The 14,784-nt window shown below is 74.4% G+C and carries 12 protein-coding genes and 2 pseudogenes; 11 read left to right on the top strand and 3 right to left on the bottom strand.

Features of this window, described 5'->3' with window-relative positions; translation table 11 throughout:
* Positions 1-77: 77 nt before the first annotated feature.
* Genes kdd through ACWENR_RS10345 form a run of 6 tightly spaced genes read left to right on the top strand, consistent with a single transcriptional unit; the run spans position 78 to position 6,833 of the window.
* Positions 78-1,139, top strand: coding sequence for an L-erythro-3,5-diaminohexanoate dehydrogenase (gene kdd / locus ACWENR_RS10370; RefSeq protein ID WP_452276724.1), 1,062 nt, complete (start codon positions 78-80; stop codon positions 1,137-1,139).
* A 5-nt stretch (positions 1,140-1,144) separates the two neighbouring features.
* Positions 1,145-2,713 carry an amidohydrolase gene (locus ACWENR_RS10365; protein ID WP_452276723.1) on the top strand — a complete coding sequence of 523 codons (1,569 nt, stop codon included), beginning with the start codon at positions 1,145-1,147 and terminating at the stop codon, positions 2,711-2,713.
* 58 nt (positions 2,714-2,771) lie between these two features.
* A complete protein-coding gene (kamD, locus tag ACWENR_RS10360; protein WP_452276722.1) occupies positions 2,772-4,334 on the top strand; it encodes a lysine 5,6-aminomutase subunit alpha in 1,563 nt (520 codons plus the stop codon).
* On the top strand, positions 4,331-5,110 hold the full coding sequence (gene kamE, locus ACWENR_RS10355) for a lysine 5,6-aminomutase subunit beta (protein ID WP_452276721.1): 780 nt from the start codon (positions 4,331-4,333) through the stop codon (positions 5,108-5,110). Before kamD ends, kamE begins: the two co-directional genes overlap by 4 nt.
* On the top strand, positions 5,107-5,499 hold the full coding sequence (gene kal / locus ACWENR_RS10350; RefSeq protein ID WP_452276720.1) for a 3-aminobutyryl-CoA ammonia lyase: 393 nt from the start codon (positions 5,107-5,109) through the stop codon (positions 5,497-5,499). Before kamE ends, kal begins: the two co-directional genes overlap by 4 nt.
* The gene (locus ACWENR_RS10345) at positions 5,496-6,833 is read left to right on the top strand and encodes a glutamate mutase L (RefSeq protein ID WP_452276719.1); all 1,338 of its coding nucleotides are present in this window, start codon (positions 5,496-5,498) and stop codon (positions 6,831-6,833) included. The genes kal and ACWENR_RS10345 overlap by 4 nt, the downstream gene beginning before the upstream one ends.
* A gap of 543 nt (positions 6,834-7,376) precedes the next feature.
* Here the strand turns inward: ACWENR_RS10345 and ACWENR_RS10340 are convergent.
* On the bottom strand, positions 7,377-8,066 hold the full coding sequence (locus tag ACWENR_RS10340; protein ID WP_452276718.1) for an alpha/beta fold hydrolase: 690 nt from the start codon (positions 8,064-8,066) through the stop codon (positions 7,377-7,379).
* A complete protein-coding gene (locus ACWENR_RS10335) occupies positions 8,063-8,569 on the bottom strand; it encodes a pyridoxamine 5'-phosphate oxidase family protein (protein WP_452276717.1) in 507 nt (168 codons plus the stop codon). Before ACWENR_RS10335 ends, ACWENR_RS10340 begins: the two co-directional genes overlap by 4 nt.
* A gap of 49 nt (positions 8,570-8,618) precedes the next feature.
* Here ACWENR_RS10335 and ACWENR_RS10330 point away from each other — a divergent pair.
* The 4 genes and pseudogenes from ACWENR_RS10330 to ACWENR_RS10315 all read left to right on the top strand — a co-directional run.
* Positions 8,619-8,939, top strand: a pseudogene (locus ACWENR_RS10330) (winged helix-turn-helix transcriptional regulator); the annotation flags it as partial.
* Between the two features lie 282 nt (positions 8,940-9,221).
* Positions 9,222-10,976: pseudogene (gene lnt, locus ACWENR_RS10325) on the top strand (apolipoprotein N-acyltransferase); the annotation flags it as partial.
* 9 nt (positions 10,977-10,985) lie between these two features.
* Positions 10,986-11,795, top strand: coding sequence for a polyprenol monophosphomannose synthase (locus ACWENR_RS10320; RefSeq protein WP_452276750.1), 810 nt, complete (start codon positions 10,986-10,988; stop codon positions 11,793-11,795).
* A gap of 79 nt (positions 11,796-11,874) precedes the next feature.
* Positions 11,875-12,399, top strand: a complete 525-nt coding sequence (locus ACWENR_RS10315) for an FxsA family protein (protein ID WP_452276716.1) — start codon at positions 11,875-11,877, stop codon at positions 12,397-12,399.
* A 161-nt stretch (positions 12,400-12,560) separates the two neighbouring features.
* Here ACWENR_RS10315 and ACWENR_RS10310 read toward each other — a convergent pair whose 3' ends face one another.
* The gene (locus ACWENR_RS10310) at positions 12,561-12,902 is read right to left on the bottom strand and encodes an RNA polymerase-binding protein RbpA (RefSeq protein WP_046564157.1); all 342 of its coding nucleotides are present in this window, start codon (positions 12,900-12,902) and stop codon (positions 12,561-12,563) included.
* A 221-nt stretch (positions 12,903-13,123) separates the two neighbouring features.
* Here ACWENR_RS10310 and ACWENR_RS10305 point away from each other — a divergent pair, with 221 nt between their 5' ends.
* Positions 13,124-14,605, top strand: coding sequence for a peptide MFS transporter (locus ACWENR_RS10305; RefSeq protein ID WP_452276715.1), 1,482 nt, complete (start codon positions 13,124-13,126; stop codon positions 14,603-14,605).
* Positions 14,606-14,784 lie beyond the last annotated feature (179 nt).

The raw sequence follows: 14,784 nt of genomic DNA, 5'->3' as shown, positions 1-14,784 counted from the left end.
AAATTAGTCTGCCGGAAGTTTTCCCGCTACGCGAGCCCTGGCCGGGGCTTCGGGCGGCTTTGACAGGGGAGGTCGGCGTGACGTCACCGGTGGGTCTGCACCGCGTTGTCGAACCGGCGGGGGTGCTGCCGCAGGCGGCGTGGCGGTTGGACGCGCGCCCGGAGATCGCGGCGAACGAGGTGCGCATCCGGGTGGAGCGGCTGAACCTGGACGCGGCGAGCTTCCGGCAGTTGTGGGAGAAGCACGGCGGCGACGGTGACGCGGTCCGCGCCGAGGTCCTGGAGATCGTGTCGACCCGGGGGAAGATGCAGAACCCGGTGACCGGGTCCGGTGGCATGTTGATCGGCACGGTGGAGGAGGCGGGGCGGCGTTCCCCGCTGGGGTTGAAGGCGGGGGAGCGGGTGGCGACGTTGGTGTCGCTGACGCTGACGCCGCTGACGATCCTCGACGGGTTGGCGCGCTGGGACGGGCGCAGCGAGCAGGTGCCGTGCGACGGGTACGCGATCCTGTTCGCGCGGTCGATCGCGGCGGTGCTGCCGGCGGATCTGGATCCGCAGTTGTCGCTGGCGGTGCTGGACGTGTGCGGGGCGCCGGCGTTGACGGCGCGGGTGGTGTCGGGGTATGTGGCGGATCGGGAGCGGGCGGGGGATCCGTCGCCGGTGCGGGTGGCGGTGATCGGGGGCGCGGGCAAGAGCGGGTCGCTGTCGCTGGCGGCGGCGCGGCGGGCGGGCGCCGGCCGTACGGTCGGGGTGGTGCCGGTGGTGGCGGAGCGTGACGCGCTGGCGGCGGCGGGTCTGGCGGACGCGGTGGCGTTGGCCGACGCGCGGGATCCGGTGGCGTTGTCGACGGCGGTGACGACGGCGTTGGGGGCGCCGGCGGACGTGACGGTGGTGTGCGTGGACGTGCCGGGTTGCGAGCACGGGGCGGTGCTGGCGACGGCCGACGGCGGCACGGTGGTGTTCTTCTCGATGGCGACGAGTTTCGCGGCGGCGGCGTTGGGCGCGGAGGGCCTGGCGGCGGACGTGACGATGCTGGTCGGCAACGGCTACGTGCCGGGGCACGCGGAGTTGGCGTTGGGGTTGTTGCGGTCGGAGCCGGGGGTCCGGGGGTTGTTCGAGTCGCGGTTGGCGGCAGACTGACTGTCATGACGAACCCCTCGACTCTGTACCGCGGCGGTGTGCTGCACTGTCCGGCTGATCCGCGTGCGACGGCGCTGCTGGTGCGTGACGGCAGGATCGCGTGGCTGGGGGTGGACGGGGACGCGCCGGCCGCCGACCGGGTGGTGGATCTGGACGGGGCGTTGGTGACGCCGGCGTTCGTGGACGCGCACGTGCACGCGACGGACACGGGGTTGGCGTTGTCGGGGCTGGATCTGTCGGCGGTGCGGTCGGCGGGGCAGTTGCTGGACGCGGTGGCGGCGTTCGCGGCGGTGTTGCCGGCGGACGCGGTGGTGTTGGGGCACGGCTGGGACGAGTCGGGTTGGGTGGCGCCGGAGTTGCCGGACGCGGCGGCGCTGGATCGGGCGGCCGGGGGGCGGCGGGTCTATCTGTCGCAGGCGTCGATCCATTCGGCGCTGGTGTCGGCGGCGTTGCTGGCGGCGTGTCCGCGGGTGGTGTCGGCGGCGGGTTACGCGGCGTCGGGTTGGTTGCGGCGTGACGCGCACCACGTGGTGCGGGCGGCGGCGTTCGCGTCGGTGACGCGGGCGCAGCGGGTGGCGGCGCAGCGGGCGGCGTTGGGGCACGCGGCGTCGCTGGGCATCGCGGCGGTGCACGAGTGTGGTGGTCCGGAGATCTCCGACGAGGAGGACTTCACGGGGCTGCTGGCGCTGTCGGGGGCTGGTGTGGCGGAGGTGTACGGGTACTGGGGTGAGCTGGGGGGTGCGGCGCGGGCCCGGGAGTTGGGTGCGGTGGGTGCGGGGGGTGACCTGTTCGCGGACGGTGCGTTGGGGTCGCGTACGGCGCACGTGTCGCGGGACTACCTGGACGGCGAGGGTGGTTGCGGGCACGGTTACCTGTCGGCGGAGCAGGTGCGGGATCATCTGCTGGACTGTGCGGCGCACGGCATGCAGGGCGGGTTCCACGCGATCGGTGACGCGGCGATCTCGACGGTGCTGGAGGGTTTCGCGGGTGCGGCGCGGCGGCTGGGCACGGAGCGGGTGCGGGCGGCGCGGCACCGGGTCGAGCACGCGGAGATCATGGACAAGCGGTTGATCGCGGGGTTCGTGGAGTACGGGATCGTGGCGAGCATGCAGCCGGCGTTCGACCGGTTGTGGGGTGGTGCGGGCCGGATGTACGAGTCGCGGTTGGGGCTGGACCGGTCGTTGGAGTCGAACCCGATGGGGGCGATGCACGGCGTGGGGGTGGCGTTGGCGTTCGGGTCGGATTCGCCGGTGACGCCGCTGGATCCGTGGGGTTCGGTGCGGGCGGCGGTGTGGCATCACAACCCGACGCAGCGGATGAGTGTGCGGGCGGCGTTCGCGGCGCACACCCGTGGCGGGTGGCGGGCGGTGCACCTGGACAACGAGGGTGTGTTGGCGTTGGGGGCGCCGGCGACGTTCGCGGTGTGGTCGACGCCGGCGGGGGTGGACCGTGGTCTGCCGGTGCTGCTGGCCGACGAGGTGGAGGCGCGGGGTCCGCAGGATCCGACGCCGTTGCCGGTGTGCCGGCGCACGGTGTTGCGCGGTGACGTGATCTACGAGGAAGGGTCTGCGTGAGCATCCATCGGTACGGTGCGGGCGGGTGCGCCTTCGCCGGGTGTGGCGGGGTGAGGGCGTGACGGGAAAGCTTGATCTGGATCCGCGGTTGGTGGCGCGGGCGCGGGAGTTGGCGCGCCGGGCGGGGCAGCCGGTGGTGGATCTGGCGCGCAGCCACACGACGGTGTCGGTGGAGCGGGCGGTGTTGCGGTTGGCGGGGGTGACGGGCGCCGATCCGGACGGCATTCCGTGGGTGAACCGGCTCGTGGACGCGGTGGTCGCGGACGTGGGGTTGGGGCACGGGGTGGCGGTGCCGGTGTTCGACGCGTTGGCGCGGGAGCAGATCGGTGACGTGACGTTGCTGGCGCAGAAGGCGGCGGCGGGGTCGGTGCGGTTCGAGGTGCCGTCGGGGAAGGCGGCGACGGCGGCGCGGAAGGCGGCGCGGAAGGCCGTGGCGGCCGGTGTCCGGCTGGTCGACCGGCGCCGCGTCGAGCGGGAGCGTCTGGTCAAGCGGTACGGGGATCCGAAGCAGCGGCCGTGGATCTACCTGATCGTGGCGACGGGCGACATCTACGAGGACATTCCGCAGGCGCAGGCGGCGGCGCGGGCCGGCGCGGACGTCATCGCGGTGATCCGGTCGACGGGGCAGTCGCTGTTGGACTACGTGCCGGAGGGCGCGACGCGGGAGGGGTTCGCGGGCACGTACGCGACGCAGGAGAACTTCCGGTTGATGCGGGCGGCGTTGGACGCCTCGTCGAAGGAGTTGGGCCGGTACGTGCGGCTGACGAACTACGCGTCGGGTCTGTGCATGCCGGAGATGGCGACCCTCGCCGGCCTGGAGCGGCTCGACATGATGCTCAACGATTCGATGTACGGGATCCTGTTCCGGGACATCAATCCGATCCGCACGTTCGTGGACCAGCGGTTCTCGCGGCAGGTGCACGCGCGGGCGGGGATCATCATCAACACCGGTGAGGACAACTACCTGACCACCGCGGACGCGGTGGACGAGGCGCACACGGTGACGGTGTCGCAGCTGCTCAACGAGTTCTTCGCGCACGAGGCGGGGCTGGCGGACTGGCAGTTGGGGCTGGGGCACGCGTTCGAGATCAACCCGGATGTGCCGGAGTCGTTGCGGTTGGAGTTGGCGCACGCGTTGCTGGCGCGGGAGTTGTTCCCGGACGCGCCGTTGAAGTGGATGCCGCCGACGAAGCACATGACCGGTGACGTGTTCCGGGGCAACCTGCTGGACGGGTTCTTCAACCTGGTGGGCACGATGACCGGTCAGGGCATCCTGCTGGTGGGGATGATGACGGAGGCGGTGGTGACGCCGTGGTTGTCGGACCGGGACATCGCCCTGCAGAACGTGCGGTACGTGTTGGGTGCGGCGGGCGGGTTGCGCGAGGACTTCGTGCCGGCGCCGGGCGGGTTCATCCAGCAGCGGGCCAACCGGGTGCTGTCGGAGGCGGTGGACCTGTTGGAGCGCATCGGTGAGCAGTCGTTGTTGACGGCGATCGCCGAGGGCACGTTCGGGATCATGAAGCGGCCGGCGGACCGGGGCAAGGGTCTGGCGGGGGTGGCGCGGCACGAGGCCGACTACTTCAACCCGGCCACGGAGATCCTGGAAGGGTCGGCCGCATGAGCGCCGTGGAAGCTGGCGGCGGGGCCGCCGAGAAGAGGATCGTGCGGCCGTACGGGGACACCACCGGCGACGGCATGGTGCAGGTGTCGTTCACGTTGCCGGTGCCGCACGACAAGCGGGCCGAGGGCGCGGCGGTGCAGTTGGCGAACAAGATGGGCATCGATCCGGCGATGCTGGTGCACGCCAAGCCGATCGGTGAGGGTTTCACCTTCTTCGTGGTGTACGGGCGGGTGAACCACCTGGTGGACACCTCGGCGGTGCAGGTGGTGGAGCGTGACTTTCCGCTGCTGAGCGCCAAGGAGGTCAACGCGGTGGTGAAGCAGAGGTTGCGGCGCAAGCTGTCGGTGGTGGGCGCGTGCATCGGCACGGACGCGCACACGGTGGGCATCGACGCGATCCTCAACGTCAAGGGCATCGCGGGGGAGAAGGGCCTGGAGTACTACCGGGAGTTGAAGGTCACCAACCTGGGCGCGCAGGTGAGCGTGCCGGAGCTGGTGGAGGCGGCCCGGGCGGAGCGGGCCGACGCGGTGCTGGTGTCGCAGGTGGTGACGCAGCGCGACGCGCACCTGCACAACACGCGGGAGATGTCGGCGGCGTTCCGTGAGGCGATGCCGGCCGGGCGGCGGCCGCTGCTGATCGTGGGTGGGCCGCGGTTCGACGAGACGATGGCCGGCGAGTTGGGGGTGGACCGCATCTTCGGTCGGGGCACCACGCCGGGCGAGGTGGCGAGCTACCTGGTGCACGCGTTGATCACGGAGAAGAAGGCGAAGGCATGAGTGATTCCCGGGTCGGTCTGACGGTCACCCACCGGCGGTACGTGCCGTACTCGCACGCCCACTACGCGGGCAACCTGGTCGACGGGGCGTACGCGTTGGGGTTGTTCGGGGACGTGGCGACGGAGGTGTGCATCCGCACCGACGGCGACGAGGGGTTGTTCGCGTCGTACTCGGACGTGCAGTTCCGCAGCGCCATGAAGGCGGGCGACGTGTTGGAGGTGACGGCGACGGTGACCCGGGTGGGCACCCGCAGCCGCACGATCGACTTCGAGGCGCGGGTGGTGTGCCGGGGCCGCCCGGATCGGGGTGAGTCGGCGGCGGAGGTCCTCGACAGCCCGATCGTGGCGGTCACGGCGACCGGCACGGTGGTCGTTCCGCCGGTGGCGTGAGGTACGCGGTCTGCGCCGACGTCGGGTCCACGTACACGAAGGTGGCGGTGGTGGATCTCGACGGCGGCGCGTTGGTGGCGGCGGCGTCGGCGCCCACGACGGTCGGCACGGACGTGCTGCACGGCCTGGACGCGGCGGTCGGCGCGGCCACCGCCGGCGTGGGGGTGCGGGACGTCCCGTGGTACGTGTGTTCGTCGGCGGGTGGTGGGCTGCGGTTGGCCGTGGTCGGCTACGAGCATCTGGTGACCGCGCAGGCGGGCCGGCGGGTGGGTCTGTCGGCGGGCGCGAACGTGGTGCACGTGGCGGCGGGGCGGCTCGGCGCGGCGGGCCTGACGGCGTTGCGGGCGGCCCGCCCGGACGTGGTGCTGCTGGTCGGCGGCACCGACGGCGGGGACGCGGAGACGTTGACGCACAACGCGACGCGGCTGGCGAGGGCCCGCTGGCGGGTGCCGGTGGTGCTCGCCGGCAACGTCGACGTCCGCGCCGACCTGCACGCCCTGCTGGCCGGCGCGGGGGTGCCGGTGACGGTGGCCGACAACGTGCTACCCCGCATCGGGGTGTTGGCGCCGGCGTCGGCGCGGGCGGCGATCCGGGAGGTGTTCCTGCGGCACGTCATCGGCGGCAAGCGGCTGTCGCGGGGGTCGCGGTTCGCGCGGCTGGTGCGGGCGGCCACGCCCGACGCGGTGTTGACGGGTGTGGAGGTGCTCGCCGACGCCCTCGGCGGTGACCTGGTGGTGGTGGACGTCGGTGGCGCCACGACCGACGTGTATTCGGTGCTGACGCCGGACGAGCGGGCCAGCGGGCCGGGCCGGGAGGTGGCGGGTTCGCTGTGGCGGGCGCGCACCGTCGAGGGTGACCTGGGCATGCGGTGGAGCGCGCCGGGGGTGGTGCGGGCCGCCGTCGAGGAGCGGCTGCTGGGCGACGCGGAGCGCGACGGTCTGGCGGCCGCGGCGGCGGTGCGGGCCGGCGATCCGGGGTTCCTGCCGGCGGGGGACGCCGACCGGGCGGTGGACGCCCGGATCGCGGCGCTGGCGGCGACGGTGGCGTTGCGGCGGCACGCGCGGGGCGCGGCGACGGGGGAGCGGGCCGGCCGGGACCTGCGGGACGTGCGGCTGCTGGTCGGGTCGGGCGGGGTGCTGCGGCACGCGGCGCCGGCCGACGCGGCGGGCGTGCTCCGCGCGGTGTTGGCCGACCACGCGGGCGGGTGGCCGCTGCCACGGGCGGCCCGGCCGGTCGTCGACGTCGACTACGTGCTGGCCGCCGGTGGGTTGCTGGCCGCCGAGCATCCGGCGGCGGCGGGGGCGCTGCTGCGTCGCCACCTGGCCACGGATTGAGACTCGCCGACGCGACACGCCGTGGTGCAACACACGACAGGCCGGGGTGGGTTGACAGCGGCGGGGGTCCACGCCGTACCGTCTTTGAGTCCTACTACGGGAAGCGGCTGTTGTTCGCTTCGTCCCTTCGTCCGCTGGCCGAGCGACATGCAGTGCGTCGCGGCGGCCAGGTCCAGCGGGCGGGGGTCGGCGGGGCGGCGCGAACCGGCCGCGGTTACCGGTGTACGGGCAGGGTGAGGTGCACGGCCAGTAGACAACGGCCAGGCGGGGGCAGCCAGTCCACGTCGGGTCGGTCCGAAGGTCGGCGCAGCTCATTCTCGCCCCACCGGCCGGGAAGGGCCTGGGAGCATCGGGGCGCGGCGCGAGCCGCGCCCCGATTTTCGTTCCCGCCCCGGCAGGGGCGTCGGGGCGTGCGGCCGGTTGGGTCTTCCGGGCCCGGTGGTGTCCTGCGTCGCGGTGCCGGCGTCCGGGCGTGGCGGCGGCGTCAGCGGGCCCGGTGGTGTGGTGCGCCGCGGAGCGGGTGCGGGCGTGGCGGGTGCGGCGTCAGGTGGCGGTCGGGGCGCGGTAGGCGTCGAGCTGGTCGGCGAGGCGGTGCGGCTGGCTCAGGGCGACGAGGTGCCCGCCGGGCAGCACGTCGACGTCGACGCCGAGGCGTTCGCGGGCGAGGCGGCGCTGGAAGTCGGCGGGGAAGAACCGGTCGTCGCGGCCGGTGACGACGCGGGTGGGCACGTCGGGCCAGCGGCGCAGCGGGTTGGGGCGGGTGAACACCGCCGCCGACTCGGCGGGCGCGTCGGCGGTGATCCGGGCCACCACCGCCTCGGGCACGTCGTGGAAGAAGTCGACCGCCGGGTCGACGTGGTCGCCGGGCGGGCGGCCCTGGGCGGCGGCGTACGCGGCACGGGCCCGCGCGTGGCCGGTCGCCTCCCACCACTGCCCGGGCGTCTCGCCGGGGGCGGGGATCATCGGGTTGACCAGGACGAGCATCGTCACCCTCGGGTCGTCGGCGACCAGCGCGGCGGTGAACGCGCCGAGGGACTGGGCGACCAGCGTCACGTCGCGGCGCGCACCGATCGCGGCGCGGACGGTGTCGGCGTACTCGGGCAGGGCGGCGGTGTCGTCGGCGGCGGGCAGGTCCACCGCGACGACGTCCCGGCCGCGGCGGCGCAACTCGTCGGCGAGCAGGTGCCAGTAGTCGGCGCTGCCGCCCGCGCCGGGGACCAGCACGTAGCTCACGAGCGGCCCCGGGTGGCGAAGTCGTCGGCGCTGCCGCCGCCGGGGAAACGGGTGGTGAAGTCCAGCACCCCCACCCACGTCGGGCGCAGGCCGATGCGGGCCATCCGCACCGGCTGGCCGTCCGTCTCGGCGAGCACGGCGTCGACCTGTTCCTGCCCGCCGTGGCGGTGGTGGGCGGCGAGGTATTCGGGGGCGAGGCCGTCGACGTCGGTGACGGTGACGGGGCCGCGCAGCAGCAGCACCTGCGGCGGCGTGGCGGTGGTGTCGATGGTGACGGCGACCTGGGGTCGCGCCCGCAGATGGCTGATCTTGTGGGCGCCGGCGAAGGTGCAGAAGACCACCTCGTCGCCGGTGAAGTGGAACAGCATCGGCAGCACCCGGGGTGTGTCGTCGGGCGCGACGTAGGCCACGCGGGCCAGTTCCGGCGAGGCCAGCAGCCGCCGGGCCACCGGATGGTCGAGCAGTCGTACGTCGCCCTGGGGCAGGGCGGTGGTCGCGGTCATGGCGCCTCCCTCGAACGGTTCACTCCTACATTAGGAGTTGTCACTTCGCGTGTGCAAGCGGTTTCGCTACGCTTGTCGGGTGCGTTCCTACGACGATCTGTGCGGGCTGGCCCGCGCGCTGGCCGTGGTCGGCGAACGCTGGGCGCTGCTGGTCGTCCGGGAGTTGCTGCTCGGGCCGAAACGCTTCTCCGACCTCAGCCGAGGGCTGCCCACGATGAGCCAGAACGTGCTGTCCGCGCGGCTGCGCGAGCTGGAGCGGGCGGGCGTGGTGACCCGCCGCGTCCTCGGGCCCCCGGCCAGCGCCCGCGTGTACGAGCTCACCCCGCGCGGCCGGGAGCTGGAGGAGAGCCTGCTGGCGCTGGGCCGGTGGGGCAGCCGTCAGCCGCTGCCCGCCACCGGCCAGTTGAGCGTCGACGCCCTGATGCTGGCCCTGCGCACCACGTACGACCCCGACCCGGCCGCGGGCCCGCAGCCGCCGGTGGGGCTGCGGCTGGGCGTCGACCGGTTCGTCGCCGAGGCGGGCCCGGCCGGGCTGCGCGTCACCCGGGGCGCCGGGGAGCGCTGCGCCGCCGCCGTCGACACCGACCCGCGCACCCTGCTGGAGGTCGTCTACGGCTACCTGCCCCGCGACGAGGCCGAACGCCGCGGCGCGCTGCGCGTCACCGGCGAGCGGCGGGCCGCCGAACGGTTCCTCGGCAGCTTCACCCGCCCGGTCACCACCGGCGACGCCGGTGCGGCGCCGGCCGCCGGGTAGCCTTCCGCGGTGTGATCGAGGAGAGGTGCCCGTGACGACCGTGGACAGCAGCCAGCCGCGCGCCGACGCCCCACGCGTGCCCGACACGGCGCCGCGCCCGCTGCCGCTGCGGGTGGCCGTGCCGCTGGCGGTGGCCGCCGGGCTGGCGCTGCTCGCGGCGTTCCCCCCGTACGGGGTGTGGCCGCTGGCGCCGGTCGGGGTGGCGCTGCTGGCCGTGGCGACGCACCGCCGCCGCGTACGGGCCGGCGCCGGGCTGGGCTTCCTCACCGGGGTGGCGCTGTTCGCGCCGCTGCTGAGCTGGACGAACCTGCACACCGGCTACCTGCCGTGGGCGCTGCTGTCGCTGTTGCAGGCCGGCTACCTGGCGCTGCTCGGCGCGGCGGGCGCGTACGCGTCCCCGCTGGCCGACCGGCTGCGGTGGGCCTGGCCGGCGCTGACCGGCGTGCTGTGGGTGGGGCAGGAGGCGCTGCGCGACCGCACCCCGTTCGGCGGGTTCCCGTGGGGGCGGCTGGCGTTCAGCCAGGACGGCTCGCCGCTGCTGCGGCTGGCCGCGCTGGGCGGCGCGCCGCTGGTGACCTTCGCGGTGGCGCTCGCCGGTGGGCTGCTCGCCGCCGCGCTGTGGTGGGCCCGGGACGGGCGGCGGCGCTGGGCGCCGGTCGCCGGGCTGACCGCCGGGGCGGTCGCGCTGCCCGTCGTGGGGCTGTTGGTGCCGGTGGCCGCCGCCGGCGACGGCGACGCCGTCACCGTGGCGATCGTGCAGGGCAACGTGCCCCGGCTGGGGCTGGACTTCAACGCCCAACGCAAGGCGGTGCTCGGCAACCACGTCGACGCCACCGTCGAGCTGGCCGGGCAGGTGGCGGCCGGCACGCAGCGCCGTCCCGACCTGGTGGTGTGGCCGGAGAACTCCAGCGACATCGACCCGCTGCGCGACGCCGACGCCGGCGCCCAGATCTCCCGGGCCGCCGACGCGATCGGCGCCCCGATCCTCGTCGGCGCGGTGCTGCGCGGCCCCGACGACGGCGAGGTCCGCAACGCCGGGATCCTGTGGCGGCCCGGCGCCGGCCCCGACCTGGGGCAGGTCTACACCAAGCGGCACCCCGTGCCGTTCGCCGAGTACGTGCCGATGCGCGACCTGGCGCGCATGGTCAGCAAGCAGGTCGACCGGGTACGCGCCGACTTCGTGCCCGGCACCGAGCCGGGCGTGGTGCGCGCCGGCGCGGCCGTGCTCGGCGACGTGATCTGCTTCGAGGTCGCCTACGACGAGGTGGTCCGCGACACCGTCACCGGCGGGGCGCAGCTGCTGGTGGTGCAGACCAACAACGCCACCTTCGACGTGTCCGAGGCGCGTCAGCAGTTGGCCATGGTGCGGCTGCGGGCGGTCGAGCACGGCCGGCCGGCGTTGATGGCCTCGACGGTCGGAGTGTCCGGGTTCGTTGCCCCCGACGGGCGGGTAAGCGACGCCACCGGGTTCAACACCCGAGCGGTCGTGGTGCGGCAGCTGCGCCTGGACGACGGGCGCACCCTGGCCACCCGGGTCGGCCTGTGGCCCGAGGCGGCGCTGGCGACCCTGGCGGTGGCGGCCCTGGTCGGCGCGGCGGTGCTGCGCCGCCGGCACCGCGCCGGATGACACCAGCCGGTCCGCCGGCGGAGGGGGAAGCGACGGTGGGCGAGACGACCGGCACCCGAGGACCGGACCCCGGCCAGCCGGGGGTGGGTCGGGTGCTCGTGGTGATCCCGACCTACGACGAGGCCGACAACGTGGCGCGGATCGTGACGCGGGTGCGCCGCGCCGCCCCGGCGGTGGAGATCCTCGTCGCCGACGACAACAGCCCCGACGGCACCGGCGCGGTCGCCGACGCCCTTTCCGCCGCCGACCCCCGGGTGCACGTGCTGCACCGCGAGGGCAAGCAGGGGCTCGGCGCGGCCTACCTGGCCGGGTTCGCGTGGGCCCGGGAGCGCGGCTTCGACGCCGTGGTGGAGATGGACGCCGACGGTTCGCACGCCCCGGAGGACCTGCCCGCGCTGCTGGCGGCCGCCCGCGACGCCGACGTGGTGATCGGCTCCCGCTGGACGCGCGGCGCGCGGCTGGTGAACTGGCCGCTGCGGCGGCTGCTGCTGTCGCGCTGCGGGAACATGTACGCGCGGCTGGCGCTGGGCATGCCGGTGTCCGACGCCACCGGCGGCTACCGGGTGTACCGGCTGTCCGCCCTCGACGAGATCGACCTGGCGTCGGTGTGCTCGCAGGGCTACTCGTTCCAGGTGGAGCTGTCGCGGCTGGCGCACCGGGCCGGGGCGCGCATCGTCGAGGTGCCGATCACGTTCACCGAGCGGGAACGCGGCACCAGCAAGATGAGCCCGCTGATCATCGCCGAGGCGCTGTGGCGGATCACCGCGTGGGGCCTGCAGGACCGGCGTACGGCGGTGCGGCGCGGCCTGCACGGCACCCCCACCGGTCAGGTGCGGTGGCCCTGAGCCCGGGCGTGTCATGCTGGACGGAACGCCTGCGCGGACCGACCGCACCGCAGGCGTCGCGGATGGCGGATGAGGTGAGATGCGCCGAGGACTGAAGTACGTTCCGCTGGGCCTGCTGCTGGCGGTGCTGCTGGAGCTGGCGGTGTTCGTCGCGGTGGGCCGGGCGATCGGGTTCGGCTCGGCGCTGCTGGTGGTGTTCGCGGCGTCGCTGCTGGGGCTGGTGCTGCTGCGCCGCGAGGGGATGCGTGCCTGGCGCGGCTTCCGGGCCGCCGTGGAGGCCGGTCAGCCGCCGGGCCGGCAGGTCACCGACGGGCTCGTCGGGCTGGTCGGCGCGCTGCTGCTGGCGGCCCCGGGCCTGGTCAGCGGCCTGGTGGGGCTGTTGCTGCTGGTGCCGCCGGTGCGCCGGCTGGCCCGCGGCGGCGTGCGGCGTGCCGCCGAGCGCCGGGTGTCGTCGATGGTCGCCGGTGACCTGTTCGGGCCCCGCCGGGTGCGGGTGCGCCGAGGCGCGCCACAGCCCACGCCCGCCGCGACGGCGCAGCCGCCGGTCGTGGTCGACGGGGGCCGCGCCATCGAGGGCGAGATCGTCGAACCCGGCCGCAACTGACCCGCCTCGGCAGCGGCCGGTCCTGGCCCCGGAAACGGGCGCCAGCGGCCGGAACCGGACAGCAGGGCGGGCGACCCCATCCCGGCGGCGGACGAACCGGAACAGCACACGACGGCGCCCCGGGAGCGTGGCTCCCGGGGCGCCGTGACGTGCGGTGCGGGTCAGGCGCGACCGCGGCGGGTGCGGACCTCCTGCAGCCGCTCGGCCAGGATGTCCTCCAGCTCGGCGATCGAACGCCGCTCCAGCAGCATGTCCCAGTGGGTGCGCGGCGGCTTGGCCTTCTTCTGCTCCGGCTCGCTGCCGTCGACCAGCCGGGCGACGCTGCCGTCGAACTTGCACTCCCAGGTCGTGGGGACCTCGGCGTCGACGGCGAACGGGACCTCGAACTGGTGACCCTTGGCGCAGAGGTACTCGCGGGTCTGGCGCGGCGCGAGCTCCGTGTTGCGGTCGGATTCGTAGCTGACCGCGCCCAGCCGGCTCCCGCGCAGCATCCGCTCGCCCATATCGACTTCCCCTCGTTCGTGGTGCTGGTCTTCTCTGTGTAACGGTCCGTTCCCGCCGGGCCATTCCCGCCCGGAGCGCTCGCGCGCCGCCGGGTGAGCCTGCACAAGGGTAGCCGGCCATGCCAGCCGCCCGGCGGGGTCGCCCCCGGGCCGGGTCGGTTGGGTGGAGTGTTTCCGCTGCCAACGGGGATGTTAACCGCCCCGAGCAAGCGGAGGTCGCGATGGTCGGTGACGCGCCGGTGGAGTCCCGGCCGCCCTCCGGGCGGACGTTCCTCGGTCACCCGAGGGCCCTGTCCACCCTCTTCCTCACCGAGATGTGGGAGCGGTTCAGCTTCTACGGCATGCGGGCGATCCTGGTGCTGTACCTGACCGCGTCGGTGGCCGACGACGGGCAGGCGATGAGCGAGGCCAGCGCCAGCGCCGTCTACGGCACCTACAACGCCATGGTCTACCTGATGGCGCTGCCGGGCGGCTGGGTGGCCGACCGGCTCCTCGGCGCGCGGCGCAGCGTGCTGTGGGGCGGCGTGGTCATCGCCGCCGGGCACTACGTGATGGCGATCCCCACCCGGTGGAGCGTCTTCGCGGGCATGGCGCTGATCGTGCTCGGCACGGGCCTGCTCAAGCCCAACATCTCGACGATGGTCGGCGACCTCTACGACCGGGACTCCCCGCGCCGCGACGCCGGCTTCTCGATCTTCTACATGGGCATCAACCTCGGCGCGTTCATCGCGCCGCTGATCACCGGCTACCTCGGCGAGAAGGTCAACTGGCATCTCGGCTTCGGGGCCGCCGCGATCGGGATGACCCTCGGCGTGCTGCAGTACGTGCTGGGCCGGCGCAACCTCGGCGACGCCGGCGCGCGCCCCGCCGACCCGCTGCTCGGCGCCGACCGCCGCCGCGCGCTGACGCGCGTCGGCGCGGTCACCGCCCTGGTCGTGGTCGCGGTCGCCGGCCTCGCCGTGGCCGGGGCGTTCACCGTCGACACCGTGGTCAACCTGCTGACCGTCGCCACCGTGCTGATCACCGTCGGCTACTTCGTGCGGATCATGGTGGACCGGGAGCTGAGCGCCACCGAACGCAGCCGGATGAAGGCGTACGTGTGGCTGTTCGTCTTCGCCGCCTCGTTCTGGTTGATCTACGACCAGGCGGGGTCGGTGCTGAACATCTTCGCCGCCGACAACACCGACCGCGACGTCGCCGGGTTCACCTTCCCCGCCTCGTGGTTGCAGTCGGTCAACCCGATCCTGATCATCATCGGGGCGCCGCTGTTCGCGTTGCTGTGGCTGCGGCTGGGCCACCGGGTCTCCACCCCGACGAAGTTCGCCGTCGGGCTGGTGCTCAACGGCCTGTCGTTCGTGCTGATGGCCGCCGCCGCGCAGGCCGCCGTCGGCGGCGACCTGGTCTCGCCGTGGTGGCTCGTGGCCGTGTACGCCATCCAGGTCGCCGGCGAGCTGTCGCTGAGCCCCGTCGGGCTGTCGGCCACCACGAAGCTGGCGCCGGTGAAGTACGCGAGTCAGATGATGGGGCTGTGGTTCCTCGCCACCGCTGTCGGCGACGCGATCGGCGGGCAGGTGGCCCGGCTGGCCGACACCTGGCCGGAGCCGACGTACTTCCTCACCTTCGGGGCCGCCTCGGTGGCCCTCGGCCTCGGCGCGGTGATGTTCTCCCGGCACATCCGGGGCCTGATGGTCGGCATCCACTGATCGCGCGACCCGCCCGCCGGCCCTCGGCGGCACCCGCGACCCGCCCGCCGGCGCGAGCTGCGCCGGCCCTCGGCGGCACCCGCGGCCGGCCCGGGCGGGGCGCGGCGGCCGCGGGCGCGGGGGGGGGGGTGGGCCGCCGCTGCCGCGGGCGGATGGCGCCCGGTCCGTGCTCAAGGCGC

This window comes from Micromonospora sp. NPDC004336 (assembly GCF_053602615.1).
The sequence above is the reverse complement of the archived record's forward strand: the minus strand, read 5'-3'. Positions and strand labels throughout refer to the sequence as shown.

What these genes read in the sequence shown, in the direction of transcription:
- ACWENR_RS10365 (WP_452276723.1), top strand. Translation starts at nt 1,145, where the DNA reads ATGACGAACCCCTCGACTCTGTACCGCGGCGGTGTGCTGCACTGTCCG.
- kamE (WP_452276721.1), top strand. Translation starts at nt 4,331, where the DNA reads ATGAGCGCCGTGGAAGCTGGCGGCGGGGCCGCCGAGAAGAGGATCGTG.
- kal (WP_452276720.1), top strand. Translation starts at nt 5,107, where the DNA reads ATGAGTGATTCCCGGGTCGGTCTGACGGTCACCCACCGGCGGTACGTG.
- ACWENR_RS10335 (WP_452276717.1), bottom strand. Translation starts at nt 8,569, where the DNA reads ATGACCGCGACCACCGCCCTGCCCCAGGGCGACGTACGACTGCTCGAC.
- ACWENR_RS10315 (WP_452276716.1), top strand. Translation starts at nt 11,875, where the DNA reads ATGCGCCGAGGACTGAAGTACGTTCCGCTGGGCCTGCTGCTGGCGGTG.
- ACWENR_RS10310 (WP_046564157.1), bottom strand. Translation starts at nt 12,902, where the DNA reads ATGGGCGAGCGGATGCTGCGCGGGAGCCGGCTGGGCGCGGTCAGCTAC.
- ACWENR_RS10305 (WP_452276715.1), top strand. Translation starts at nt 13,124, where the DNA reads ATGGTCGGTGACGCGCCGGTGGAGTCCCGGCCGCCCTCCGGGCGGACG.